Genomic DNA, 23,347 nt, shown 5'->3' on the forward strand with positions numbered 1-23,347 from the left:
ATCTTTTTACTGGAGAATTCGTGAAGGCGCGTGACCCGAATGGTCCCGCGCGGCTTCGGCGCGAGCGTCCCCTTCGCCAAACCCGCGGTCGAGCCCCGTCGCCACGACAGAAACCCTGAACCGGCCTTCCATACCCTTGTCGAAGATGGCGCCGACGATGATGTCGGCATCTTCATAGACTTCCTCGCGGATGCGGGTCGCGGCCTCGTCGACCTCGAACAGGGTCATGTCCCTGCCGCCTGAGATCGAGACAAGGACGCCCTTGGCGCCTTTCATGGACACTTCGTCCAGCAGCGGGTTGGCGATGGCGGCTTCCGCGGCTTTCATAGCCCGGCCCTCGCCCGACGCTTCGCCGGTGCCCATCATGGCGCGGCCCATGTCGCGCATTACCGATTTCACGTCGGCGAAATCGAGGTTGATCAGGCCTTCCTTGACGATGAGGTCGGTGATGCAGCTGACGCCGGCATAGAGCACCCGGTCGGCGATGACGAAGGCATCGGCGAAGGTGGTCTTGGCGTCGGCGATCCGGAACAGGTTCTGGTTCGGAATGACGATCACCGTGTCGGCGCTCTCGCGCAGGCGCTCGATGCCCTCTTCGGCCATCTGCATGCGACGACGGCCCTCGAAGGTGAAAGGCTTGGTGACGACGCCAACCGTCAGGATGCCGGCCTTGCGAGCCGCCTGTGCGATGATTGGGGCAGCACCGGTTCCGGTGCCGCCGCCCATTCCGGCGGTGACGAAGCACATATGCGTGCCGGCCAGATGATCCATGATCTCGTCGAGCGATTCCTCGGCCGCCGCACGGCCGATCTCGGGCAGCGATCCCGCGCCCAGCCCTTCCGTGACATGCGCGCCAAGCTGGATCAACCTTGTCGCCTTCGACATGGTCAGCGCCTGCGCGTCGGTGTTGGCGGCGATGAATTCCGTGCCTTGAAGCTGCTCCGCGATCATGTTGTTGACCGCATTGCCGCCACCACCGCCGACGCCGATGACGGTGATCTTCGGCCGCATCTCGGAGATTTCGGGCTTCTTGAACTCGACCATGCCGCTTCTCCTTCGCCGGTTGCGCGCGCTTCACGACCCACCAGTCAGATTGCCCTGGGAACATTGCAATCGAGCGGCATGACGCGAATCAGTCCGTTCAGGCGGGTGTCTCCAAAAGCCAGAGAGCGGCCACGGGTGCAAGGGCGGGAACGGTCAAGATTTGTGATGACGCGACCGAGATGCCTCAAGAACGCGGCGGCGACGCGAATTCCGAGGCCTTACGAAGCGGGATGCTCGCGGGGACTGTTGGAGCCGCTCGCCCGGCAACGTTGGCTTCGCGCAACCGGCGCCGGCACAATGAGTTCGCTTGCGACGCCACGAATGAAGCGTCTATCATGTGCTTGAAAAGTCGCGGACTTCGGCCTTCCGTCGTTCTCGGCCGGCCAGGGATTGCTACCGGCAAAGCTAGCCAACTGCTTAGATTTCAGAACGAATGAAGTAGCCCACCGCCAATGGCCGACAAAACACGCTTCGGGTTGACTGCTGTCGACACAGTTCCTTTGCATGAGAAGGTCTATCTGGAACTCGTTCGAGCACTGATGTCCGGTCAGTTCGCCCCAGGACAGAAGCTGACCTCGCGAAAACTCGCCAAGGAACTTGGCACCAGCGATATGCCGGTGCGCAGCGCCTTCATGCGGCTGCAAGCCCTGCGCGCGCTGAGCCCGATGCCGAACGGCAGCATGGAGGTGCCGGTCATCTCGGCCGAGCGTTTCGAGCAATTGACCGCCGTGCGGACTATTCTCGAAGGCAGCGCGACAGAGCTTGCCGCGACGCGCATCAACGGCAACAACCTGCGCGCGATCCGTCGCCATTGCAACGAGCTGACGCTTGCAGCGCAGACCGGCGTCATCGACGACTATCTGAGGAAGAACTACAACTTCAAATTCTCGATCTACAGCCATTGCGGCAACGAGCAGATGATCTTTCTGATCGAGACCGTCTGGATGCAGGTCGGCCCGTTCTTGAGGAACCTGACCATGGGTTTCGAGGACAATCTCGCTTCCATCCTGGACATCGACTACCATGAGGAAGCCCTTGCCGCGATCGAGAAGCGGGACGGACGCCGGGCTCGCGCCGCCATCGTGCGGGACATCAATGTCGGCGCGGCGCATCTTCTGCAGCACGTCAAATTTCCTGAAACGCGCGGCTGAAGACCAAGCCGCCGGCGCTTGCCGATACGTCCTCGCAGGCGAAAGACCGGCATCCCAAAAAGACGAACCTGTAGGCGTCGCATGCATTATCCGCGCCTTCGGCCCACGCCATGGCAGATCGAAAGCCGCTTGGCTTTCCATCTTCTTCCCACTATATTGCGATCGCAAATCGCGAAATTGGTTCTGAAAATGCCTCCCGATATCCCTCCTAGTGCATTGAAAATGTGAAGGAAAATACGCCTGGTTTTGACCAGTCCGTTTTTCCAAAACTCATCATCTGTGCTAAATGAGATATCGTAACCGGCCTGGGGCTGCGGCCCCCGTCGGAAAACAGGGGTTATAAATTGAGCGATGCAATTACGGACGTTTTGAACTGGCTTGAGAGCCGCAACGACATCCAAAGCCTGAGGGCCGCTGTGTGCGATCTCAACGGCATCATGCGTGGCAAGCGCATTCCCGTCGAGCAGGCCCGCAAGGCGCTTGAGGGCAAGTTGCGCATGCCATTTTCGCTGATCGGCCTCGACGTCTGGGGCGAGGATATCGAGGGCAACGCGCTGGTATACAATACCGGTGACGCCGATGGGCTGTGCCAATGGACCGGACGCGGCATCTTGCCCGTCAGCTGGACCGCACATCCCACGGCGCTTGTCCCGCTTTGGCTTGCCGACGAAAGCGGCGCGCCGTATCTTGGCGACCCGCGCCGTGCACTGGCCCGTATCCTCGATCGATACCACGCGCTGGGATTGACCCCTGTCGCCGCAACGGAACTCGAATTCTATCTGGTCGACCCACAATCGCAGCGGCCGATCGGACCCGTCTCGCCGGTAACCGGGCGTCGTCTCGATTCCGACGCGGCACTGTCGATCGACGAAATCGACGACTTCGAGTCCTTCATATATGACGTCTACGAGGCCTGCCGCACGCAAGGCATTCCGGTCGACACGGCGATCGCGGAGAATGGTGTCGGCCAGTTCGAGATCAATCTGAACCATGTCGCCGACGCCTTGCGCGCGGCTGATGATGCCGTTCTGTTCAAGCGCACTGTCAAGGGCATCGCGCGCAAGCACGGCTTCGCGGCCTGCTTCATGGCCAAGCCCTATGGTGATCGGGCCGGCAATGGTTTTCATGTGCATTTCAGTCTCGCGGATGCTGAAGGGCGCAATGTCTTCGACGACGGCACCGATCAGGGTTCGGAAACAATGCGTCATGCGGTCGGCGGCCTGCTCGCGGCGATGGCCGAGAGCACGCTGGTGTTTGCCCCGCACTTCAATTCCTTCCGCCGGCTGCGGCCGAAATCCCACGCGCCGACCGCTGTTGCCTGGGGTTACGAGAACCGCATGGTGGCGATCCGCATTCCGGGCGGCCCGACCAGCGCTCGACGAATCGAGCATCGGGTTTCTGGCGCGGATGCCAACCCCTATCTGGTGCTTGCCGCCATCCTCGGCGCGGCACTGATGGGCATCGAACGACAGATGTCGCCTGGCGATCCGGCCGGCAGTGACGGACAAGGTCTGCCGCCGGCGAAGCTGCCGCCGGACTGGGCCTCGGCGATCGCCAGCTTCGAGAGCGGCCAGCATGTGGCGGAGATCTTCCCGGCTGTCTTGCGCGGCTCCTTCGTCGCCTGCAAACGCCAGGAACTGAACACATTCGCGCTCAATGTCAGCGACTTCGAGCTCGAGACCTATCTCGAGAGCGTCTAGAGCCTGTTCCATCCCGGCAGAACCGCGATGGGGCCCTCCCGCCGCGCTAGAGCATGATCTTTTCCAAGAGCCGGGATCATGCCCTAGGTCTATCGCCGGTCGGACACGGGGAGCGCCTTTTTTCGCCAGTGGCCGGCGATCTCAGCGATGGAGCATGATCCCGAAAAGTTGTAACCGGTTTTCGGATAGGATCATGCTGGGACAAAGGCAGTGACTAGATGATGGAACCAATCTGGGCCGTCGGCCTGATGACCGGAACTGTGCTGGACGGCAATATCGACGTCGCCTTGATCAAGACCGATGGCGAGCGCATCGAGGATTTCGGCACCTATCGGCTGATGCCTTACCCGCAATCGATCCGCTCCCTGCTGGAAGACACGCTGAAGGCAGCCAGGGCCTGGAATTTTGCCGGGCCGGAACCGGTGATCTTCCGCGAGGCGGAAGAAGCCCTGACCCGCGCCCAATCCGCCGCGGTGAAGGAACTGGTCGAAGGCTACGGAATGACGATGGCCGATATCGGCGTCGTCGGCTTCCACGGCCAGACCGTGCTGCATCGCGCGCCGCAAGTGGGCCGGCTTGGCCAGACCCGCCAACTCGGCGACGGCGAGCTGATGCATTCGATCCTGGGCACCAAGGTCGCCTATGACTTCCGCTCAGCCGACATGCGCGCCGGCGGGCAAGGCGCGCCCTTGTCGGCGGCGTACCACGCCGCGCTGATGCGCAATGCCGGCGCCAGCGGCGACATGGCCGTGCTCAACCTCGGCGGCGTCGCCAACATCACCTGGTGGGACGGCGCCGACAATTTCGTTGCCTTCGATACAGGCCCTGCCAACGCGCCCTTGAACGATTTCATCAAGTCAAAAGATCTTGGCGAAATGGATCGCGATGGCGCGCTTGGCCGCGCGGGAACAGTGGACGAGGCCCGGTTGGCCAAATTGCTGCAGCACCCCTACCTGACCAAGGCCTATCCGAAATCTCTGGACCGCTTCGACTTCGGCGCGGCGATGGCCGATGGTTTGAGCGCTGAGGATGGTGCGGCCCTGCTGACTGCCTTTACCGCCGCCGCGGTCAGCAAGGCGCTCGACCTTCTGCCGCACCGGCCGAAGAGGCTGGTGGTCAGCGGCGGCGGCCGCCACAACCCGACCATGATGGCGATGCTGGCCAGCCGCGCCGGCGTCGAAGTGGTACAGGCCGAAAGCCTCGGCTGGAGCGGCGATGCGGTGGAGGCCGAGTGTTTTGCCTTCCTCGCGGTTCGGGTGCTGCGAGGCTTGCCGATCAGTTTTCCAAGCACGACCGGCGCACCCCAACCGATGCGCGGCGGGCGGCTGGCGGGCTGAAGATTCGCCCTATAGTTTCTTCTGCAGGAAGATGCGGCTGCGGCCGACAGGAAAATCCGCAAGCGTCCCGAAGGGCCGGTAGCCCTGACGCTCATAGACTTTGGCTGCCTTGGGATTGAACGTGTCGATCAGCGCGCCATGGCAGCCGCGCACGACCGCTTCCTGCTCGGCGGCATCGAGCATCTTGCCGGCCGTGTGCTGGCCGCGTAGCCTTTCATCGACCCAGAGCCATTGCACGTAAAGCCAGCCCCATGCGGTGTAGCCGGAGATGCCGGCGACGACCGCGCCATGTTCATCGCGGACGAACACGGCAAGCGCCTTTCTGCCCGAGGCGCCGACATCGCCATCATTGAACGCCGCCAGCCGCTCGCCCAGAAAGGCCAGATCATCCGGCAATGGCTCGGCGGTCGTTTCAAGCGTCGTGTTCATGGCGTCGTCCAGGCAAATGTCCCGCAAATCGTGTAGCGAAGGACAGCCAGAGGACGCAAGCCTTGCAGCGTCGCCTATACCCGCTGAGGTCGTATTGAGGGCCATGCGGCAGCCGCAGCCGCGATCAGCATCAGCAGTGCGGCCACGACAGCCGAGGCGGCAAAGCCAAAGCTGGAATAGAGCGGTCCGAAGCCGGTGGTGCCGACAAACACCGCCAGATAAGTCACAGCGCTGTTAAGGCCCATGACAGTGCCGCGCCGCGCGGGATCGAGCGCCGTCAGGCATGTCACCAACACGTTCAACCCAAAGTGGTTGGCGAGGCCCCAGGCAGCGACAAGCGCCATGGTCAGGCCGAAACTGTCGCTGGTGGCGGCGATCGCCAGGTAGACGACCGCAACCAGCAGATAGGCGAATGGCATGACGCGGCGCGCGCCGAGGCGATCGATGACACCATCGAGGAGTGCCGCCGTGCCAAAGCCGATGCCATAGGCAAGTGCGGCCAGACCGTTGGCGCTGACAGGCCGCCCCAAGCCGGTATGAAGATGATCGCCAAGATAGGCGTAGACGCCATAGAAAGCGGTCATGAAGGCGCCGCAGGCGATCAGCAGCGGCACGATGCCGGGGACGCGCAGCGCGTCCAGCGGTGTCGGCGCCGGGCCGCTTTTCCTGGCGTCGCTAAGGGAGGTCATGGCCAATCCGCCCAACGCCAGAAGTGCGAGCAGGGCGACCGCCGCGAAAACCGCGCGCCAATGCACCAGATCGGCCAACACAGCTGACAGCGAGACACCAGCCACCATGCTCAGCGTCCAGCCAGTCAGCACGACGCCGATCGTGCCGCTTTCGCGGCCAGGCGGCGCAATCGCGGCAGCACTGGCGTAGATCGCCGGCATGGCGACGCCGGCGGCAATGCCGGCGACAAGCTGCGCCACGACCAGCGCCGTCACCGTTGGTGCAAGGGCGCTGGCGGCAAGCGCCAATGCCAGCAGAAGCAGTGCGCCCTGCAGCATGCGGCGGGCGCCGACGCGATCGATGTAGCGGGCAAGGAACAAGGCGCTGGCGGAGGTGCCGAGGCCGAAGGCCGCCGAGGCGATCATCACCCTCGGCACGCTTGTTGCGAAAGCGCTGGCCACCGCCGGCGCGATTGGGCCAAGCACCAGCGAGTTCGACCCGATCACCGCGATGCATCCCGTAAGGAGATAAGCGAGTGAAGGAATGGGCGGTGCGGACGTCGCCATTGCTGCTTGATCGATGTTCGGCATGTTGCCATAGTCGCCGTATTTGGTTCCGTTTCAATTGGAAATATTCCTATGGATGAAGAAACAGATGGCATTCAGCAGAACAGGGTAGCCAACCGTGAGCTCGACGCGATCGACCGAAAGATATTAGGCGTTCTCGTCGACGATGCCACGGTCAGCTACGCCGAACTCGGCGATCGCGTCGGGCTTTCGCCGCCGGCGGCGCACGAACGCGTCAAGCGGCTGCGGCGCAGCGGCGCCATCCGGGGCACGGTCGCGCTCGTCGATCCCAAGGCGGTGCGAAAGCCGCTGCTCGCCTTCGTGCATGTCGACACCAAGGGTTGGGGCAAGACGCCGGAACTGATGGCGATTTCCGAGCATCCGGAAGTCGAGGAGATCCACTCGGTGGCCGGCGACACCTGCATGCTGTTGAAGGTCCGAACCGAGGACACGCGGGCGCTCGAAGGCCTGCTGTCGCGTCTGTACGAAACACCCGGCGTCACCTCGACACGAAGCTATGTCGTGCTCTCGACCTATCTCGAGCGGCCGGTACAACCCCACAATACGGTGAAATGGCCAACGCCCCGGCACATGACCAAGCCGCTATACTAAAGCCCATCCCGATAAAATCGGGACGGGCTCCATCTCAACGTTTGAGCATGATCTTTGTCCGAAAACCGGTTTCCACTTTTCGGGATCATGCTCGGGCTTCAGGCCGGATCGCCGCCATTGCGAAAGTCGGCGGGGGAAATACCGTAGCGCTTGAGCTTGTCGTAGAATGTCTTGCGAGGCACGCCAAGCGCATCGACGGCACTCCGCACGTCGCCGGCATGATGGCGCAGCGTGTCGCGAATGAGCTGTGCTTCATAGCGGCCAACCTTCTCCGGCAACGCAGCCTCTGCGTCCACGTGCGACTCTCGCGCGGGATTGACAGGAGCCTGTTCGTCCGGCCCGAACCCGAGCGCGACGCGGTCGGCGAAGTGAGCGAGTTCGCGCACATTGCCAGGCCAGGCATGCGACTGGAGATGGTTGCTCACCGCCGTACTCATCGCCGGAGCCGGCCGGCCGAAACGCTCGGATGCCTTGCCGAGGAAATGACCGAATAGCATTGGAATGTCACCGCGCCGCTCGCGCAGCGGCGGGATACGCAGCGTCACCACGTTGAGGCGGAAATAGAGATCCTCGCGAAACTCGCCGCGCTGCGCCTGCTGACCAAGATCGATCTTGGTCGCGGCGACAACCCGCAGGTCGATGCGCCGCGTCTCGTTCGAGCCAAGCGGCGTGACACTGCGCGTTTCCAGCGCGCGCAGCAGCTTGACCTGCAGCGCCAACGGCATCGACTCGATCTCGTCGAGGAACAGCGTGCCGCCACCGGAATGCTCGATACGGCCAACCCGCCGCTTCTGCGCGCCGGTGAAGGCACCCGCCTCGTGACCAAACAGCTCGCTTTCGATGACGGTCTCCGGAAGTGCGCCGCAGTTCAGCGCCACGAAAGCCTTCGCACGGCGCCGGCCCCATTTGTGCAGGAGGTCGGCGACCACTTCCTTGCCAGTGCCGGTCTCACCCTCGACAAGCACGTCGACATCCATGTCGGCGATCTGGCGCAAGGTCTCGCGCAACCGCCGGATCGCCGGTGCCTCACCGATCAGCGGCAGCCCGTCGGCGGCTTGCGCGGCTGCTTCGCGAAGCCGGCGGTTTTCCATCACCAGCCGCCGCTTCTCGCTCGCCCGCTTCAACGCCTCGACCAGCCGATCGCCCGAATAGGGTTTGGGGATGAAATCGTAGACGCCATCCTTGAGCGCGGCCACCGCCAGATCGATGTCGCCATGCCCGGTCACCAGGATCACCGGGATGTCCGGATCCATGGCCTTGATGCGGTCGAACAGCTGCAGTCCGTTCATGCCAGGCATGCGGATGTCGCTGACGACGACGCCCTCGAAATCCCTGTCGACGACACCGAGCGCGGCTTCCGCCGCATTGAGGGCGATCGCCGTGAAACCGGCAAGTTCGAGCAATTGCGTCGTGGCGCGAAGCAGGTCGGCATCGTCGTCGACCAGTGCGACCAGTCCCTCTGTCATGCTATCCGCCCGAGATCGAGGGTGAAGGATGCGCCCCGGGCAACGCCGGGATCGAGCACAAGTGATCCGCCCAGTTCCTGGGCGATCTCCTGCGAGATCACAAGGCCAAGGCCAAGCCCCTTCTCCTTGGTTGTCTGGAAAGGCATGAACAGATTGCCGGCGGCTTCCGGGCCAAGGCCGGGGCCGTTGTCGCGCACCGATATCAGGACGCGGTCGTCGCGTTCGGCAAGCTCGATCTCGATGCGGGGATCGGGCTCGTCCTTCAGCGCGTCGAGGGCGTTCTGCAGCAGATTGACGAGGATCTGCTCCAGCCGGATGCGGCTGGCCATGACCATCGGCGAGGTCCCTCCTTGCGGCCTGATGATTGTCACACCGGAATCACGGATGCGTCCTGACAGCAACGACAGCGCGCCATCAACCGCCTCATGCACAGGCAGTGGCGACGCAGCGATGCTGGCGCGCCGCGCGAAGCCGCGCAGCGTGTTGGTGATAGCGCCGATCCGTTCGGTCATCGCCACGATCGAGGTCAGGTTGCCAGACGCCGGCTCGGTCTTGCCGCCATCAAGAAAGCGGCCGGCATTCTCGGCATAGGTGCGGATCGCGGCCACCGGCTGATTGATCTCATGCGCCACGCCGGCGGCGATCTGGCCAAGGATGGAAAGCCGGTTCGTCTGGGCGAGATCGTCGCGCAGCCGGCGGACCTTGGCCTCGGCGTTTTCACGCTCGGCGATTTCACCGGCAAGCGCTGTATTCGAGCGCGTCAGCTCGGCCGTTCGCGTGCTGACCCGGCTCTCCAGCTCGGCATTCATGCGCGCCAAGGCTTCCTGCCGCAGCCGGCGCGTGCGCCGCCGCCGCAGGATGACGAAGGCCATCAGGCCGGCGAGCAGCAGCGCCAGCAGCGTGGTCAGCCGCGCCGTGTTGGCGGCGGAGGAGAGCGCCGCATCGGCGGGCGTCAGCAGCCAGAGGCGCCAGCCAGGCACCGCGCCTGGCAGGTCCTGCACCACTTCGACGAACTGGCGCGACTTTCCTGAGCTTTCAATTGTCGGCAGACCGTCACCCGTGCCACGCCGCAACGGCAGCGGTTCGAAAGCGGCATCGGCCAGCTGTAGCTGCTCGTGGGCGGTGGCGGCATCCTGAGACGACAGTGGCGCCAACGCGTGAAACCGCCATTCAGGCTGGCTGGTTGCCAGCACCACGCCGCGCTCGTCGGTGACGAAGACAAGGAACCCGCTTGACCGCCAATTGGCTTCGACGCCGTCCAGTTCGACCTTCAAGACGGCGACGCCGAGGGGCGTGTTGCCGTCATCGACACGGCTGGCGAGATAGAGGCCGGGCCGGCCACTGATCGTGCCGAGGCCGTATTGACTGGCAGCGCCCTTGGCCATCGCCTCGTTGAAATAGTGCCGGAAATTATAGTCGATGCCGACAAAGCTGCCGGGCTCGCCGGCATTGCTGGCGGCGATCGCGATGCCCGCAATGTCGATGACATAGATTGCGGACGCCGATGCATCAGCCGCAATGGCCCTGAGCTTGTCGTTGAGCGCCGGTTCGTCCGATTTTCCGGCCCGGCGCAGTGCAGCACGCACCGCATCGTCGCGCGCCAGCACCAGAGGCACCAGACGCTGCTTTTCGATTTCGCCGGTCAAGGTTCCCGCCGCCAGCGGCAAGGCCGCCAGCGCGCCGTCACGCAGATTGTCGGCGGCCTGACCTGTTGCGATGCGCCCGGCAATGGACACGGCGCCGGCTAGAACCGCGAGAGCGATCGCGACGACGAGCCAATGGCCATCGCGCAGCCGTGCCGCCGCTTGTCGCAGCAAATCACGGCCGCCAAATCCAGTGGGCCCACCCTCGGTGCGTGCTTGCGGCGTCTGCCCTCTCCATTCTTCTTGGCGGTCTTGCGGCCACTGTAATGCGAAATTCCGCCCAGGCAAACAAAGCTTGTGCGGAAATCCGCACAGACCTCCCGCGAAAGACACCCGACAAGGCCCGAAATCCGGGGATTCCAGCCTTTCCCCAATCTGGCATGGCGCTTGCAAAACTCCCTGCAGCGGCGGGCGACCGGAGCGCCGCGATGGGAGAAGTCTTGCAGGGCGGTGCATTCCGTCCCATCCGGCAGGGAGACATCAGATGCAGATCGCAGATCAATCAGGCGTGCCTGCCGCGCAGCGCAAGCCGTTCTATGCTCAACTCTACGTGCAGGTGCTTTTCGCGATCGTTGTCGGCATCGCACTTGGCCATTTCTATCCGTCCGTCGGCGAAAGCATGAAGCCGCTCGGCGATGCCTTCATCAAGCTGGTCAAGATGATCATCGCGCCGGTCATCTTCCTGACGGTCGCGACCGGCATTGCCGGCATGAGTGACCTGCAGAAGGTCGGCCGTGTCGCCGGCAAGGCGATGCTCTACTTCCTCACCTTCTCGACGCTCGCCCTCATCATCGGCCTCATCGTTGCCAATGTCGTGCAACCCGGCGCCGGCTTCAACATCGACCCGGCGACGCTCGACGCTTCGACCGTCAACACCTATGCCGCCAAGGCGCATGACCAGTCTGTCACCGGCTTCCTGATGAACATCATCCCGACGACCATTGTCGGCGCCTTCGCCGATGGCGACATCCTGCAGGTGCTGTTCTTCTCGGTCCTGTTCGGCGTCGCGCTGGCGCTGGTCGGCGACAAAGGCACCCCGGTGCTGAACTTCCTGCAGGCGCTGACGACGCCGATCTTCAAACTGGTCAGCGTTCTAATGAAGGCCGCCCCGATCGGTGCCTTCGGCGCCATGGCCTTCACCATCGGCAAATACGGCATTGGCGCCGTCATCAATCTCGCCATGCTGGTCGGCACCTTCTACGTGACATCGCTGCTGTTCGTGTTTGTCGTGCTTGGCGCGGTCTGCCGCTACAACGGCTTCTCGATCCTAGCGCTGATCCGCTACATCAAGGAAGAACTGCTGCTGGTGCTGGGTACCTCGTCATCCGAGGCCGCGCTGCCGTCGCTGATGGAGAAGATGGAAAAGGCCGGCGCCAAGCGCTCGGTGGTCGGGCTGGTCATTCCGACAGGCTATTCCTTCAATCTCGATGGCACCAACATCTACATGACGCTGGCAGCGTTGTTCATCGCGCAGGCGACGAACATCCATCTGTCGATCGGTGACCAGATCCTGCTGCTGCTGGTCGCGATGCTGTCTTCCAAGGGTGCCGCCGGCATCACCGGAGCCGGGTTCATCACCCTTGCCGCGACGCTGTCTGTCGTGCCGGCGGTTCCGGTCGCCGGCATGGCGCTGATCCTTGGTGTCGACCGCTTCATGTCGGAATGCCGGGCGCTGACCAACTTCGTCGGCAACGCGGTGGCGACGCTGGTGGTTGCCCGCTGGGAAGGCGAACTCGACGAGGCCAAACTGGCCAGGGCGCTTGGCGGCTTTGCCGACGATAGCCTGCCGGTGGAAGGCCTTCAGCCCGCCGAGTAGGATGGCGCGATCCACCCGCGAATGATCAGGCCAGGGGCACAACCGCCTCTGGCCTTTCCTCAAGCGCCACGAGGCTCAGGCGCGAGTGATGCGCGAAGCAGCCTTACCGTCCTTCAGTAGGGCAGACCGACATAGTTTTCGGCGAGTGCGGTCGATGCGGCCTGCGACTGCACGAGATAGTCGAGTTCGGCTTCCTGGATGCGCTGGCCGAAATCGCCGGTGTCGGGGAAGCGGTGCAGCATCGTCGTCATCCACCAGGAAAAGCGCACGGCTTTCCACACCCGCGCCAGCGCCTTTTGCGAATAGGCCTCGATGCCGGCCATCGATTTGTCGCGATAGAAATCGCGAAAACCAGCAAACAGATAACGCACGTCACTGGCAGCGAGATTGAGGCCCTTGGCGCCTGTCGGCGGCACGATGTGAGCGGCATCGCCAACCAGGAAAAGCCGGCCGAAGCGCAGCGGCTCGGCAACGAAGGAGCGGAGCGGCGCGATCGACTTTTCGAAGGATGGCCCGGTCACGACAGCGGCAGCCGTCTGCTCCGGCAGGCGACGGCGCAATTCGTCCCAGAAGCGGTCGTCGGACCAGGTTTCGACCTGATCGTCGAGCGGGCATTGCACATAGTAGCGGCTGCGGTGCGTGGAGCGCATCGAGCACAGCGCAAATCCTCGGACATGGTTGGCATAGACCAGTTCGTGGTCGGCCGGCGGCACTTCAGCCAGCACCCCCAGCCAGCCAAACGGGTATTGCCGCTCGAAGGTTTTCAGCGCGACCTCCGGCACCGACTTGCGGCTGACGCCATGATAGCCGTCGCAGCCGGCGATGAAATCGCAGTCGATGCGGTGGCTAACACCGTCCTTGTCGTAGGTAACGAAAGGCATACCGCCGTCGAAATCGTGCAGCGAGACGTTGGACGCATTGTAAATGGTGGTGAGCCCGGCCGCCTCGCGCTTGTCCATCAGATCGTGGGTCACTTCGGTCTGGCCATAGACGGTGACGTGCTTGCCGCCTGTCAGTGCCGCAAGATCGATGCGGTGCAGACGATCGTTGAAAGCCAGCGAGAAGCCCGCGTGCGGCAGGCCTTCGGCATGCAGCCTCGCCGCCGCGCCCGCCTCCTCCAGCAAATCGACGGTGCCTTGCTCGAGCACGCCGGCGCGGACGCGGCCAAGCACGTGCTCGCGGCTCGAACGCTCGAGGATAACCGTCTCGACGCCAATGCCGGCCAGAAGCTGGCCGAGCAACAGGCCGGACGGCCCCGAGCCGACGATAACGACCTGGGTCCGCATCAGTGTCCGAGACTTTCGATCTGTCCGGCCAGTTCGGCGGCGAGCCGCAACGAACCTGCTGTCGCGACGACCATCTGCGGCAGCAGCAGCCATTCCAGCGTCCATGCCGCGCCGGACCGTTCCTGTTCATGGACGATCGCCTGATGCATGCCCGAAAGCTGCGTGGCGTTGAAGCGGGCGAGCGCCACCAACGCTTCCGCCTTCACCGGGTTCTGCTTGTGCGGCATGGCGGACGAACCGCCGCCGCCCGACAGTTCGATGTCGGCGCCACCTTGCGCCATCAGCGCAATGTCCTGGCCGAACTTGCCGAGGCTGGCGGTCAACAGCGACAACCAGCCGGCGAAATCCGCGAGGCCATCGCGCTGGCTATGCCATTGCGGGGCATCACCAAGGCCAAGCGCGATTGCCAGCGCCTTACGCACCGCCGGCCCCTTGTCGCCAAGCTTATCCAGCGTACCAGCGGCGCCACCGAACTGCACCACCAGCAGGCGTGCGGATTGTTGCGCCAATCTTTCGCGGTGGCGCTCCAGCGGTGCCCGCCATGCCTTGATGCGATCCGACACCAGAATGGGGATGGCCGGCTGCATCCGCGTCATGCCGGTCAGCGCCCTGCCGCCGAAATCCTGTTCGAGCCCCGCCAGGCGCACGATGTTTTCCGTCAGCAGCAGACCGAGATGGTCGATGACCTGTTTCAGCCGCAGCACCAGGCCGGTGTCGATGACATCCTGGCTGGTGGCGCCGAAATGCAGTTTGTCGCCATGGGCCTGGCCAACCGCTGCTCGCATCTGCCGCACCAGTTCCGGCAACACGACGCCATCCCTGGCGACGCCGGCCCGCAGCAAGGCGGTATCGGGCCGGAAGGTGGCAAGCGCGGCGACGATCGCCGCGGCGGCATCCCCGGCGATGACGCCGCTTTCGGCCTCCGCTTCCGCCAAGGCGCGCTCGAAGGCCAGCATCGCTTCGATTTCCGCCTCAACGGAAAAATGCCTGGCAGCCTCCTCGTCGCCGAGAAGGCTGGACAGCAGCGGATGATCGAAAGGCGATACGGTCATGTCACCGGCACGGTCAGCTGTCGAAGAAGACCGTCTCCTTGTCACCCTGAAGGTGGACATCGAAGACGAAAGCGTCGCCCTTGCGCTCGGCGATCAATGTCGGAACGCGGACACGATGCTCGATGCGCGCCAGGATCGGATCCTCGGCATTGGCCTGTTCCTCGTCGGAAAAATAGAGCCGCGTGTGCAAGCCAAGATTGATGCCCCTGGCAACGATCCAGAGCGTGATGTGCGGCGCCATCAGGCGGCCATCGCGAAACGGCACGCGGCCTGGCTTGATTGTCTCAAACGCACAGAGGCCGGTTTCCATGTCGGTCGGGCAGCGGCCCCAGCCGAAGAAGTTCGGATCGGCGGTGCCGCGCAATTCGGCGGGCGAATTGTAAAGCCCGTCCGCATCCGCCTGCCAGATCTCGATCAGCGCATCCTTGAGCGGCGTGCCGGTGCCGTCGAGCACCCGGATGCGCAAGCCGATGCGCTCGCCTTTGGTCTTGTCGTTGACCATGGCCGCCCCAAGATCCTCAGGATAGACGCCGCCGATGCCGCCGAAATTGGGCGTCAGGCCGATGTGGACGTAGGGTCCGGCGGTCTGTGAAGGGCTTTCCTTGAGCCGATCGAGCGACTGCACCATCAATTGCTCTCCAGCCGGTTTTCGAACAGCGACGAACGGCGCCCGCGCAGCACGATGTCGAACTTGTAGGCGCGCGCGTCGAATGGGATCGTCGCTTGCATATCGAGCGCGGCGATCAGCGTCTCGATGGCTGCCTTGTCGGGAATGCCGCGCACGATCGGGCACTGCCAGATCAGCGGGTCGCCCTCGAAATACATCTGCGTGATCAGGCGCTGGGCAAAGCCATGGCCAAAGACCGAGAAATGGATATGCGAGGGCCGCCAGTCGTTGGGTCCGTTTGGCCAGGGATAGGGGCCGGGCTTAATCGTGCGAAAGGCATAGCCGCCGTCATCGCCAGTGATGGTGCGGCCGCAGCCGCCGAAATTCGGGTCGAGCGGCGCCAGATAGCCGTCCTTCTTGTGGCGGTAGCGGCCACCGGCGTTGGCTTGCCAGAATTCGAGCAGTGCGCCTGAAACACCAACGCCGCGCTCGTCGAGCACCCGCCCATAGACAATGATGCGCTCGCCGATGGCGCTTTCGCCGGCCTTTGCGAAATTGTGGATCAGGTCGGCGTCGAGTTCGCCCAGCATGGCGTGGCCGAAGACCGGGCCCGTCATCTCCGACAGCGTGTTGTCGAAGGACAGCGGCGCCTTCTGCGGCGAGCGCAGCACCGATGTCTTGTAGTTCGGCGTCAGCACAGGCGGATGCCATCTCCGGTCGCGCTGGAAGAAGGCGCCGGTCTCCGGCGTCCGGTTCGAGCCGGAATCAGCGGGCATTCTTGCTTCCGTCCATTTCCGAAAACACTTCCTTGGCAATCTTGAAGGCACGGTTGGCGGCCGGCACACCGGCATAGATCGCGACATGCAGGAACGCTTCGCAGATATCGTCGCGCGAGGCACCGGTGTTGACGGTGGCGCGCACATGCATGGCGACCTCATCATCATGACCGAGAGCGGCGAGCAGCGCCAGAGTGACGATCGAGCGCTCCCGCTTGGACAAGCCGGGCCGCGCCCACACCGTTCCCCAGGCAGCTTCGGTAATCAGCTCCTGGAAGGGCTGGTCGAAATCGGTGGCGGCAACCTCGGCCCGGTCGACATGCTGGTCGCCGAGCACGGATCTGCGGACCGCGAGGCCTGTCCGGTATCTGGCTGCGTTGCCGGGAACTTCATCCATGAGTTTCTGCTCCAGAGGGAAGCGATGCGACAAAATTACGGATCAGCGCGACAAGTGCCTCGGGCTGCTCGACGCACGGAATATGCCCGGCGTCGCGAATGATCTCGAAGCGCGCGCCGGGAATGAGATCGGCGAGCGAACGGACAAGATCAGGAGGTGTCGAGCCGTCCTGATCGCCAACGACACAAAGTGCGGGTACCGCGATGCGGCGCGCGCTATCGGTGAAATCCGCGTCGCGGAGTGCGGCGCAGGTTCCAGCGTAGCCAGCGACGGTTTGCCTGGTCAGCATGTTCCAGTAGCCATCAAGTTCGGTCATGCGTGCGGCATGGAAGGCTGGCGTGAACCACATCTTCATCACGGTGTCGGCGACCGCCTGGATGCCCTTGCTCTCGACCGTCGCGATACGTGTACTCCAGCCGTCGGCGGTGCCGATCTTGTGCGCGGTGTCGCATAGGATAAGCCCGGCAACGACCTCGGGGCGCCGCTCATAAAAGCCTTGTGCGATCAAGCCGCCGACCGACAGGCCGCACAGCACGACATCCTTCAACCCGAAATGATCGATGAGGCCCGACAGGTCGTCGACATGGTCGTCGATCGAGCGGATGCCGCCAATGTCGGAGAGGCCGTGCCCCCGCTTGTCATAGGCAAGAAGCGGCATTTCCCCGCTCAGTTCAGACCAGACCTGGTCCCAGATGCGGAAGTCGGTGCCAAGCGAATTGATGAACACGATCGGGCGCGCATGGCCGTCCGCCTCGCTATGGCGGTGATGCAGCGTGATGCCGCCAATGTTGATGAATGGCACGATTTCGATCCTCCAACCCCACATTGCACAAGGCGTTTGGTTCGGTAAAATGATATTTTGCGCTGTTTCATTAACTCAGGGGTTATGGAATTCATGTCCGAAAGCCGCATCAGGTTCCGCCACCTCCAGGCCTTCCTCGAAGTCGCGCGGCAAGGAAGCGTGGTGCGCGCGGCTGACTTTCTGCATGTCAGCCCGCCAGCGGTGACCAAGACCTTGCGTGAACTGGAAGAGGCGTTGGGCGTGGCGGTGGTCGAGCGCGACGGGCGCGGGATCAGGGTGACACGCATCGGCGAAATCTTCCTGCGTCATGCCGGCACGGCGATCACGGCACTCAGGCAAGGGGTCGATTCCGTCAGGCAAGACGGGGCGGTCAACCGCCATCCGGTGCGCATCGGTGCGCTGCCGACGGTTTCGGCGCGGGTCATGCCGCTGGCCATGAGCCTGTTCCTGAAGGAGAACACGGGAGCCGCGATCAAGATCGTCACCGGCGAGAATGCCGTGCTCCTCGAACAGCTGCGCATCGGCGCGCTGGACCTCGTTGTCGGCAGGCTGGCGGCGCCGGAAAACATGACCGGCTTCTTCTTCGAGCATCTCTATTCCGAACAGGTGCTGTTCGTGGTGCGATCGGGACATCCGCTGCTTGACCGGGATCAGGACGTGTTCGCGCGGCTCGACGAATTTCCGATGCTGATGCCGACGCGGGAATCGGTCATCCGCCCCTTTGTCGACCGCCTGTTCATCACCAATGGCATGACCGCGCCGGCAACCGAGATCGAGACGGTCTCGGATTCCTTCGGCCGCGCCTTCCTGCGCCAGAGCAATGCGGTCTGGATCATTTCGGCGGGCGTTGTGGCCAATGAGCTCAGCAGCGGCGCCTTCGTCGCGTTGCCGGTGAACACCGAGGAAACCAAGGGGCCGGTCGGCCTGACGATGCGCACCGACACCGCGCCCTCACCCGCCTTCTCCATCCTTTTGCAGACGATCCGCGAAGCGGCAAGGCAAGGCGGCTGAGCACTTGAGATCGCCTGGCTTGCAGTTGTCTCGACCGTGAATTTCCTAACCCATGGGTTAATGAAACACCGCAAAATATCATTTTACCGAACCAAACGCCTAGTGCACTGTGCTTATGGAGGATCGAAAATCGTGCCACTCGTCGCCAACGGCGCCGCAGCGGCACAGGCATTGAACGAACCGGCGGTTGCCTTGTGGCGCTGCCAAAGAGGGAGGAACACATGACCCACGGCATCGAAAGCAAATCCATCATTCGCGGCGTCTCGCGGCGTCAGTTCATGGCCACGTCGCTTGCCGGTGGCGCCGCACTTGCCCTCGGCGGCCGCAAGGCCTTCGCGGCCGACAACACGCTCAAGGTCGGCTTCATCAGCCCGCGCACAGGGCCGCTCGGCGGCTTCGGCGAGACGGACGGCTACGTGCTCGACCTCGCCCGCAAGGCATTGGCCAGCGGCATCGAGCTTGGCGGCAAGAAATACAGCGTCGAGATCCTCGATCAGGACACGCAGTCCGACCCGTCGCGTGCCGGCCAGCTGGCCAAGGACCTGATCAACAACCAGGCCGTCGACCTGATGCTGGCCGTATCCACGCCGGAGGTGATCAATCCTGTCGCCGACGCCTGCGAGGCGGCCGGCGTGCCTTGTCTCTCCACCGTCATGCCCTGGGAAGCCTGGTATTTCGGCCGTGGCGCCAAGCCCGGCGCACCCTCGCCGTTCAAGTGGACCTATCATTTCGGCTTCGGCGTCGAGGAATTCTTCAAGGCCTATATCTCGCAATGGAACCTGATCGAGACCAACAAGAAGGTCGGCGTCATGTATCCCAACGACGCCGACGGGAACGCCATCCGCGCGCATCTCGCGCCGCTGCTGGCCAAGCAAGGTTTCACCATTGTCGATCCCGGCGCCTATGAGACCGGGACCACCGACTATTCCTCGCAGATCGCGCTGTTCAAGCAGGAAGGCGTCGAGATCTTCAACTCCTTCCCGATCCCGCCGGATTTCGCGGCCTTCTGGCGGCAGGCGGCGCAGCAGGGCCTGATCAAGCAGATCAAGATCTGCCAGGTTGCCAAGACCGGCCTGTTCCCATCCGACATCGAGGCGTTGGGCGAACTCGGCGCGAAGATTTCAAGCGCCGCCTACTGGCACAAGGCCTTCCCTTACAAGTCGCCGTTGACCGGTGTTTCGGGAACCGAACTGGCCGATGGCTACGAAGCGGCGAGCGGCAAGCAGTGGACGCAGCAGCTTGGCGCGTCGATGTCGCTGCTCGACGCCGGCTTCGAAGCGCTGAAGGCGAGCACAGACGCCAAGGACAAGGCGGCGGTGGCCAAGGCACTGAGCACGCTCAAGACCGAGACCATGATCGGCAAGGTCGATTTCACCAACGGCCCGGTGCCCAATGTATCGCCGGGCCCGATCATCGGCACGCAGTGGGTGGCCGCCAAGGAAGGCAGCAAGTTCCCGCTCGACTATGTCGTGACCGAAAACGCCACCGACCCGAAAGTGCCTGTCGAAGCCAAGCTTCTGCCTTACAACGGCTGATGGACCGCTGACGAGGATCGCTTCGTGACCCATCCGCAACAACAGGCGATCCTCACTGCCGCCGGCATCCACAAGCGCTTCGGCGCGCTTGTGGTGCTGGACAATATCGATTTCGCCATGGCGCAGGACGAGGCTGTCGGCATCGTCGGCCCGAACGGGGCCGGCAAGACGACGCTGCTCAGCGTGCTTGCCGGCGCGTTTCCGCCAAGCACCGGCACGGTCAGCTTCAAGGGCAGTGACGTGACACCCTTGCCGGCGACGCAACGCTGCCGGCTCGGACTGGTGCGCACGCATCAGGTGCCGAAACCCTTCAGCGGCATGACCACCTTCGAGAATGTCTTCGTCGCGGCATCGCACGGCGCGGGCCTCGGCCGCGACGAAGCCTATGAGGAAGCGCTTGCCTCGCTCAAACTATGCGGCATGCTGGGCGTCGCCAACCGGCGCGCCGAAACGCTGGGGCTGCTCGACCGCAAGCGGCTGGAACTGGCGCGGGCGCTGGCGGCACGGCCGACGCTGCTGCTGCTGGACGAAATCGGCGGTGGACTGACCGATGGCGAAGCCGGCGAACTCGTCGACACGATCAAGGAATTGCGCCGCCGCAAGATCGGTATCGTCTGGATCGAGCACATCGTCCATATTCTGCTGCAGGTGGCCGAGCGCCTGATCTGCATGGATGCCGGCAAGATCATCGCCGATGGCGAGCCACAGGCGGTGATGGCCGATCCGCAAGTGATCAGCGCCTATCTCGGCGGAGGCCCCAAATGAGCATCCTGGCGGTCGAGAACCTCGTTGTCCGGCACGGCCTGTTGCAGGCGGTGCGCGGCGTCAGCTTCAGCATCGAACGCGGCGAAACGCTGGCGCTGGTCGGCGCCAATGGCGCCGGCAAGACGACACTGCTGCGGGCAATCGCCGGCGCGCACCAGCCGTCAGCTGGCCGTGTTCTTCTGGGCGGCACCGATATCACCGGCGTGCCGTCTCACAAACGCGTCGGCATGGGTGTCGCGCTGGTGCCTGAAGGGCGAAAGCTGTTCGTGCAGATGACGGTCGAGGAGAACCTTCTGCTCGGCAAGACCGCCGGCCGTCCCGGCGACTGGAGCGTCGACAAGGTGCTGGAGATGTTCCCGAACCTGAAGGCCCGCCGCCGCTCAAGGACCGGGCATCTCTCCGGCGGCGAACAGCAGGCGACGGCGATCGGCCGGGCGCTGATGAGCAATCCTGAGGTGCTGTTGCTGGACGAGGTCTCGCTTGGCCTGTCGCCTCTCATCGTCGACCGCGTCTATGCCTCGCTGCAAGGACTGATCGCTTCCGGCACGACCATCATCCTGGTCGAGCAGGACCTCAACCGTGCGCTGTCGGTCTCCAACAAGGTCATCTGCATGCTGGAAGGCAGTGTGGCGCTTGAGGGGTCATCGCGAGATGTTTCGCGCGACGACGTGACCAAGGCATATTTCGGCCTGCACAAGAAAAGCGCGGCGAGCGTTCCCGCATGAGCAACCAGATCATCCAGGGCGTGCTGCTCGGCGGCTACTACGCGCTGATTGCCTGCGGCCTGTCGTTCATGTTTTCAGTGATGCGCATCATCAATCTCGCGCATGGCAGCCTGGCCGTGTTCGCTGCCTTCGCGCTGTGGCTGCTGGCCTCGCGCTTCCACATCTCGCCGTTCCTCGGCCTGCTCATCGTGCTGCCGCTGATGGCGGCGATCGGCTGGGCATTGCAGCGCTTCCTGCTCGAGCGCAGCGCGCGCGGCGGCGCATTGCTGCCGATCCTGACCACATTCGGCCTGGCCATTGTCATCGACAATCTGCTCTTCCAGCAGTTCGGCGCCAACACCCGCTCGCTAGCGCCCTTCATCGGCAGCCTTTCCTATGATTCCTGGGAATGGCCGGGCAGCATCTATGTCGGCAAGCTGGCGGTGATCATGTTTGCCACCGCCGTCATCCTGCTGGGCGGACTGCAGCTGTTCCTGACCCGCACTCAGCTTGGCCGCTCGATCCGCGCCACCTCGGAGGACCCTGATACCGCTGGGCTGGTCGGCGTCGATGCACGCCGCGCCAATGCCATTGCCGCCGCCATTGCCATGGTGACCGTCGGTATCGCCGGTGCGTTTCTCGGCATGCGCGCGACCTTCGATCCCTATGCCGGCGCGCCGCAACTGCTGTTCGCGTTCGAAGCAGCCGTCATCGGCGGCGCCGGGTCGCTGTGGGGAACGCTGCTCGGCGGCATCGTGCTGGCGCTCGCCCAGACGCTCGGCGCGCAAGTGCATCCGCAAGGCTTTCTCATCGGCGGCCATGTGGTGTTCCTGCTGGTGCTTTTCGTGCGGCTCTCGACATCCGGCCTTGGCCTGCGTGGCCTGCTGCGCCTGGCTCCCAGGAGCGCGCCATGAGCATTGTCTCGACGTCGCCAGTCATCGAACGCGGCACCGCAACCTCTCGCATTGCCGCTCTCGCCGTCGCGGTCATCATCGCGCTGCTCGCTATCGCGCCGCAATTCCTCTCGGCCGGCGCGGTCGACCGGATGACGGCGTTGTTCATCTATGTGATCCTGGCCGCGATGTGGAATGCGCTCGCCGGCTTCGGCGGACTGGTCTCGGTCGGCCAGCAGGTGTTCTTCGGGCTCGGCGCCTATTTCACCATCCGCCTCGCCGATGCTGGTCTCAATCCGTTCGCGGCGCTGTTCGCCTCCGGCATAGTCGTCGGCGTCGTGTCGGTGCCGCTTTCCTTTTTCATGCTGCGGCTCAGGAATGGCGAGTTCGCCATCGGCATGTGGGTGATCGCGGCGCTGACGCATCTCTTGGTCAATCTCGACCGCCTGGTGCAAGGCGAAACCGGCACCTCGCTGATCTCCCTCAACGTCTATGATGCAGGTGCAAGACGGGCGACGATCTACTGGCTGGCACTGGCCTCGATGACCGCCCTGCTCGCCATCCTGTTCGGCCTGCTGCGCGGCAGCACGGGTGCGGCGATCCGCGCCATCCGCGACAATGAGGATGCGGCAGCCTCGGTCGGCGTGCGCGTCACCGGCACCAAGCGGCTGCTGTTTGTGCTGGCTGCCTTCGGCATCGGCATTGCCGGCGCGCTGTGGCTGGCAACCTCCATCACCTTCCAGCCGAAAACCTATTTCAACGTGCAGTGGACCGCCTACATGATCTTCATGGTACTGGTCGGCGGCATCGGCACTTTCGAGGGCGCCATTCTTGGCGCGCTGCTGTTCTTTCTTATCGAGACATGGTTTGGCGGCACCGGCGTCTGGTACCTGATCGGGCTCGGCGCCACCGCCGTGCTGTTCTCGCTGTTCCTGCCGCGTGGCCTGTGGGGGACGGTCGAGGAGCGTTTCGGCCTGCGCCTGCTGCCCGTCGGCTATCGCGTGCGGCTTGCTCCGAACGTGTCGGCTCCATCAGGCGAAGACGCACAACCAGAGCAAACGACACCCCACCGCGAGAAGGCATGAC

22 protein-coding genes are annotated in these 23,347 nt (G+C 63.8%); 11 read left to right on the forward strand and 11 right to left on the reverse strand.

Features of this window, described 5'->3' with window-relative positions:
- Window positions 1-6 precede the first annotated feature (6 nt).
- Complete coding sequence (ftsZ, locus tag GA829_RS28680; RefSeq protein ID WP_195175922.1) at window positions 7-1,044, reverse strand: cell division protein FtsZ; 1,038 nt, start codon at window positions 1,042-1,044, stop codon at window positions 7-9.
- Between the two features lie 452 nt (window positions 1,045-1,496).
- On the opposite strand from ftsZ, the gene GA829_RS28685 reads away from it, so the two are divergent.
- The 3 genes from GA829_RS28685 to GA829_RS28695 all read left to right on the forward strand — a co-directional run bounded on the left by GA829_RS28685 (window position 1,497) and on the right by GA829_RS28695 (window position 5,232).
- Window positions 1,497-2,195, forward strand: a complete 699-nt coding sequence (locus tag GA829_RS28685) for a GntR family transcriptional regulator (RefSeq protein ID WP_195175923.1) — start codon at window positions 1,497-1,499, stop codon at window positions 2,193-2,195.
- 344 nt (window positions 2,196-2,539) lie between these two features.
- A complete protein-coding gene (locus GA829_RS28690; protein WP_195175924.1) occupies window positions 2,540-3,895 on the forward strand; it encodes a glutamine synthetase family protein in 1,356 nt (451 codons plus the stop codon).
- Window positions 3,896-4,116: 221 nt separating this feature from the next.
- Window positions 4,117-5,232: an anhydro-N-acetylmuramic acid kinase gene (locus tag GA829_RS28695; RefSeq protein WP_195179844.1), complete on the forward strand. Its 1,116-nt coding sequence runs from the start codon at window positions 4,117-4,119 to the stop codon at window positions 5,230-5,232.
- Between the two features lie 9 nt (window positions 5,233-5,241).
- On the opposite strand, the gene GA829_RS28700 is transcribed toward GA829_RS28695, so the two are convergent.
- A complete protein-coding gene (locus tag GA829_RS28700) occupies window positions 5,242-5,661 on the reverse strand; it encodes a GNAT family N-acetyltransferase (protein WP_195175925.1) in 420 nt (139 codons plus the stop codon).
- 74 nt (window positions 5,662-5,735) lie between these two features.
- Window positions 5,736-6,920: an MFS transporter gene (locus GA829_RS28705; RefSeq protein ID WP_195175926.1), complete on the reverse strand. Its 1,185-nt coding sequence runs from the start codon at window positions 6,918-6,920 to the stop codon at window positions 5,736-5,738.
- A 48-nt stretch (window positions 6,921-6,968) separates the two neighbouring features.
- Here GA829_RS28705 and GA829_RS28710 point away from each other — a divergent pair, with 48 nt between their 5' ends.
- The gene (locus tag GA829_RS28710; RefSeq protein WP_195175927.1) at window positions 6,969-7,508 is read left to right on the forward strand and encodes an Lrp/AsnC family transcriptional regulator; all 540 of its coding nucleotides are present in this window, start codon (window positions 6,969-6,971) and stop codon (window positions 7,506-7,508) included.
- Window positions 7,509-7,606: 98 nt separating this feature from the next.
- Here the strand turns inward: GA829_RS28710 and GA829_RS28715 are convergent, their stop codons facing one another.
- Complete coding sequence (locus GA829_RS28715; protein WP_195175928.1) at window positions 7,607-8,974, reverse strand: sigma-54-dependent transcriptional regulator; 1,368 nt, start codon at window positions 8,972-8,974, stop codon at window positions 7,607-7,609.
- On the reverse strand, window positions 8,971-10,791 hold the full coding sequence (locus GA829_RS28720; RefSeq protein WP_195175929.1) for a sensor histidine kinase: 1,821 nt from the start codon (window positions 10,789-10,791) through the stop codon (window positions 8,971-8,973). Before GA829_RS28720 ends, GA829_RS28715 begins: the two co-directional genes overlap by 4 nt.
- A 310-nt stretch (window positions 10,792-11,101) precedes the next feature.
- On the opposite strand from GA829_RS28720, the gene GA829_RS28725 reads away from it, so the two are divergent.
- Window positions 11,102-12,433: a dicarboxylate/amino acid:cation symporter gene (locus GA829_RS28725; protein ID WP_195175930.1), complete on the forward strand. Its 1,332-nt coding sequence runs from the start codon at window positions 11,102-11,104 to the stop codon at window positions 12,431-12,433.
- 113 nt (window positions 12,434-12,546) lie between these two features.
- Here GA829_RS28725 and pobA read toward each other — a convergent pair whose 3' ends face one another.
- Genes pobA through pcaD form a run of 6 tightly spaced genes read right to left on the reverse strand, consistent with a single transcriptional unit; the run spans window position 12,547 to window position 17,377 of the window.
- Entirely contained in the window at window positions 12,547-13,719 is a 1,173-nt protein-coding gene (pobA, locus tag GA829_RS28730; RefSeq protein WP_195175931.1) for a 4-hydroxybenzoate 3-monooxygenase, read from the reverse strand.
- A complete protein-coding gene (locus tag GA829_RS28735) occupies window positions 13,719-14,771 on the reverse strand; it encodes a 3-carboxy-cis,cis-muconate cycloisomerase (RefSeq protein ID WP_195175932.1) in 1,053 nt (350 codons plus the stop codon). The genes pobA and GA829_RS28735 overlap by 1 nt, the downstream gene beginning before the upstream one ends.
- A 13-nt stretch (window positions 14,772-14,784) precedes the next feature.
- Complete coding sequence (gene pcaG / locus GA829_RS28740; protein ID WP_195175933.1) at window positions 14,785-15,399, reverse strand: protocatechuate 3,4-dioxygenase subunit alpha; 615 nt, start codon at window positions 15,397-15,399, stop codon at window positions 14,785-14,787.
- The gene (pcaH, locus tag GA829_RS28745; RefSeq protein WP_195175934.1) at window positions 15,399-16,154 is read right to left on the reverse strand and encodes a protocatechuate 3,4-dioxygenase subunit beta; all 756 of its coding nucleotides are present in this window, start codon (window positions 16,152-16,154) and stop codon (window positions 15,399-15,401) included. The genes pcaG and pcaH overlap by 1 nt, the downstream gene beginning before the upstream one ends.
- The gene (gene pcaC, locus GA829_RS28750; RefSeq protein WP_195175935.1) at window positions 16,144-16,551 is read right to left on the reverse strand and encodes a 4-carboxymuconolactone decarboxylase; all 408 of its coding nucleotides are present in this window, start codon (window positions 16,549-16,551) and stop codon (window positions 16,144-16,146) included. Before pcaC ends, pcaH begins: the two co-directional genes overlap by 11 nt.
- Complete coding sequence (gene pcaD / locus GA829_RS28755; RefSeq protein WP_195175936.1) at window positions 16,544-17,377, reverse strand: 3-oxoadipate enol-lactonase; 834 nt, start codon at window positions 17,375-17,377, stop codon at window positions 16,544-16,546. The genes pcaC and pcaD overlap by 8 nt, the downstream gene beginning before the upstream one ends.
- A gap of 69 nt (window positions 17,378-17,446) precedes the next feature.
- On the opposite strand from pcaD, the gene pcaQ reads away from it, so the two are divergent.
- From pcaQ to GA829_RS28785, 6 genes are all read left to right on the forward strand, one after another.
- Entirely contained in the window at window positions 17,447-18,364 is a 918-nt protein-coding gene (gene pcaQ / locus GA829_RS28760) for a pca operon transcription factor PcaQ (protein ID WP_195175937.1), read from the forward strand.
- Between the two features lie 221 nt (window positions 18,365-18,585).
- Window positions 18,586-19,899: an ABC transporter substrate-binding protein gene (locus tag GA829_RS28765; RefSeq protein ID WP_195175938.1), complete on the forward strand. Its 1,314-nt coding sequence runs from the start codon at window positions 18,586-18,588 to the stop codon at window positions 19,897-19,899.
- A 117-nt stretch (window positions 19,900-20,016) separates the two neighbouring features.
- Window positions 20,017-20,664: an ABC transporter ATP-binding protein gene (locus GA829_RS28770; protein WP_258052370.1), complete on the forward strand. Its 648-nt coding sequence runs from the start codon at window positions 20,017-20,019 to the stop codon at window positions 20,662-20,664.
- Window positions 20,661-21,389 (forward strand): ABC transporter ATP-binding protein, encoded by a 729-nt coding sequence (locus GA829_RS28775; RefSeq protein ID WP_195175940.1) that lies wholly within the window; start codon window positions 20,661-20,663, stop codon window positions 21,387-21,389. The genes GA829_RS28770 and GA829_RS28775 overlap by 4 nt, the downstream gene beginning before the upstream one ends.
- Entirely contained in the window at window positions 21,386-22,282 is an 897-nt protein-coding gene (locus GA829_RS28780; RefSeq protein WP_195175941.1) for a branched-chain amino acid ABC transporter permease, read from the forward strand. Before GA829_RS28775 ends, GA829_RS28780 begins: the two co-directional genes overlap by 4 nt.
- A complete protein-coding gene (locus tag GA829_RS28785) occupies window positions 22,279-23,346 on the forward strand; it encodes a branched-chain amino acid ABC transporter permease (RefSeq protein WP_195175942.1) in 1,068 nt (355 codons plus the stop codon). The genes GA829_RS28780 and GA829_RS28785 overlap by 4 nt, the downstream gene beginning before the upstream one ends.
- Window position 23,347: the final 1 nt, after the last annotated feature.

The sequence above is a fragment of the Mesorhizobium sp. INR15 genome (genome assembly GCF_015500075.1).
Lineage (GTDB): Bacteria > Pseudomonadota > Alphaproteobacteria > Rhizobiales > Rhizobiaceae > Mesorhizobium.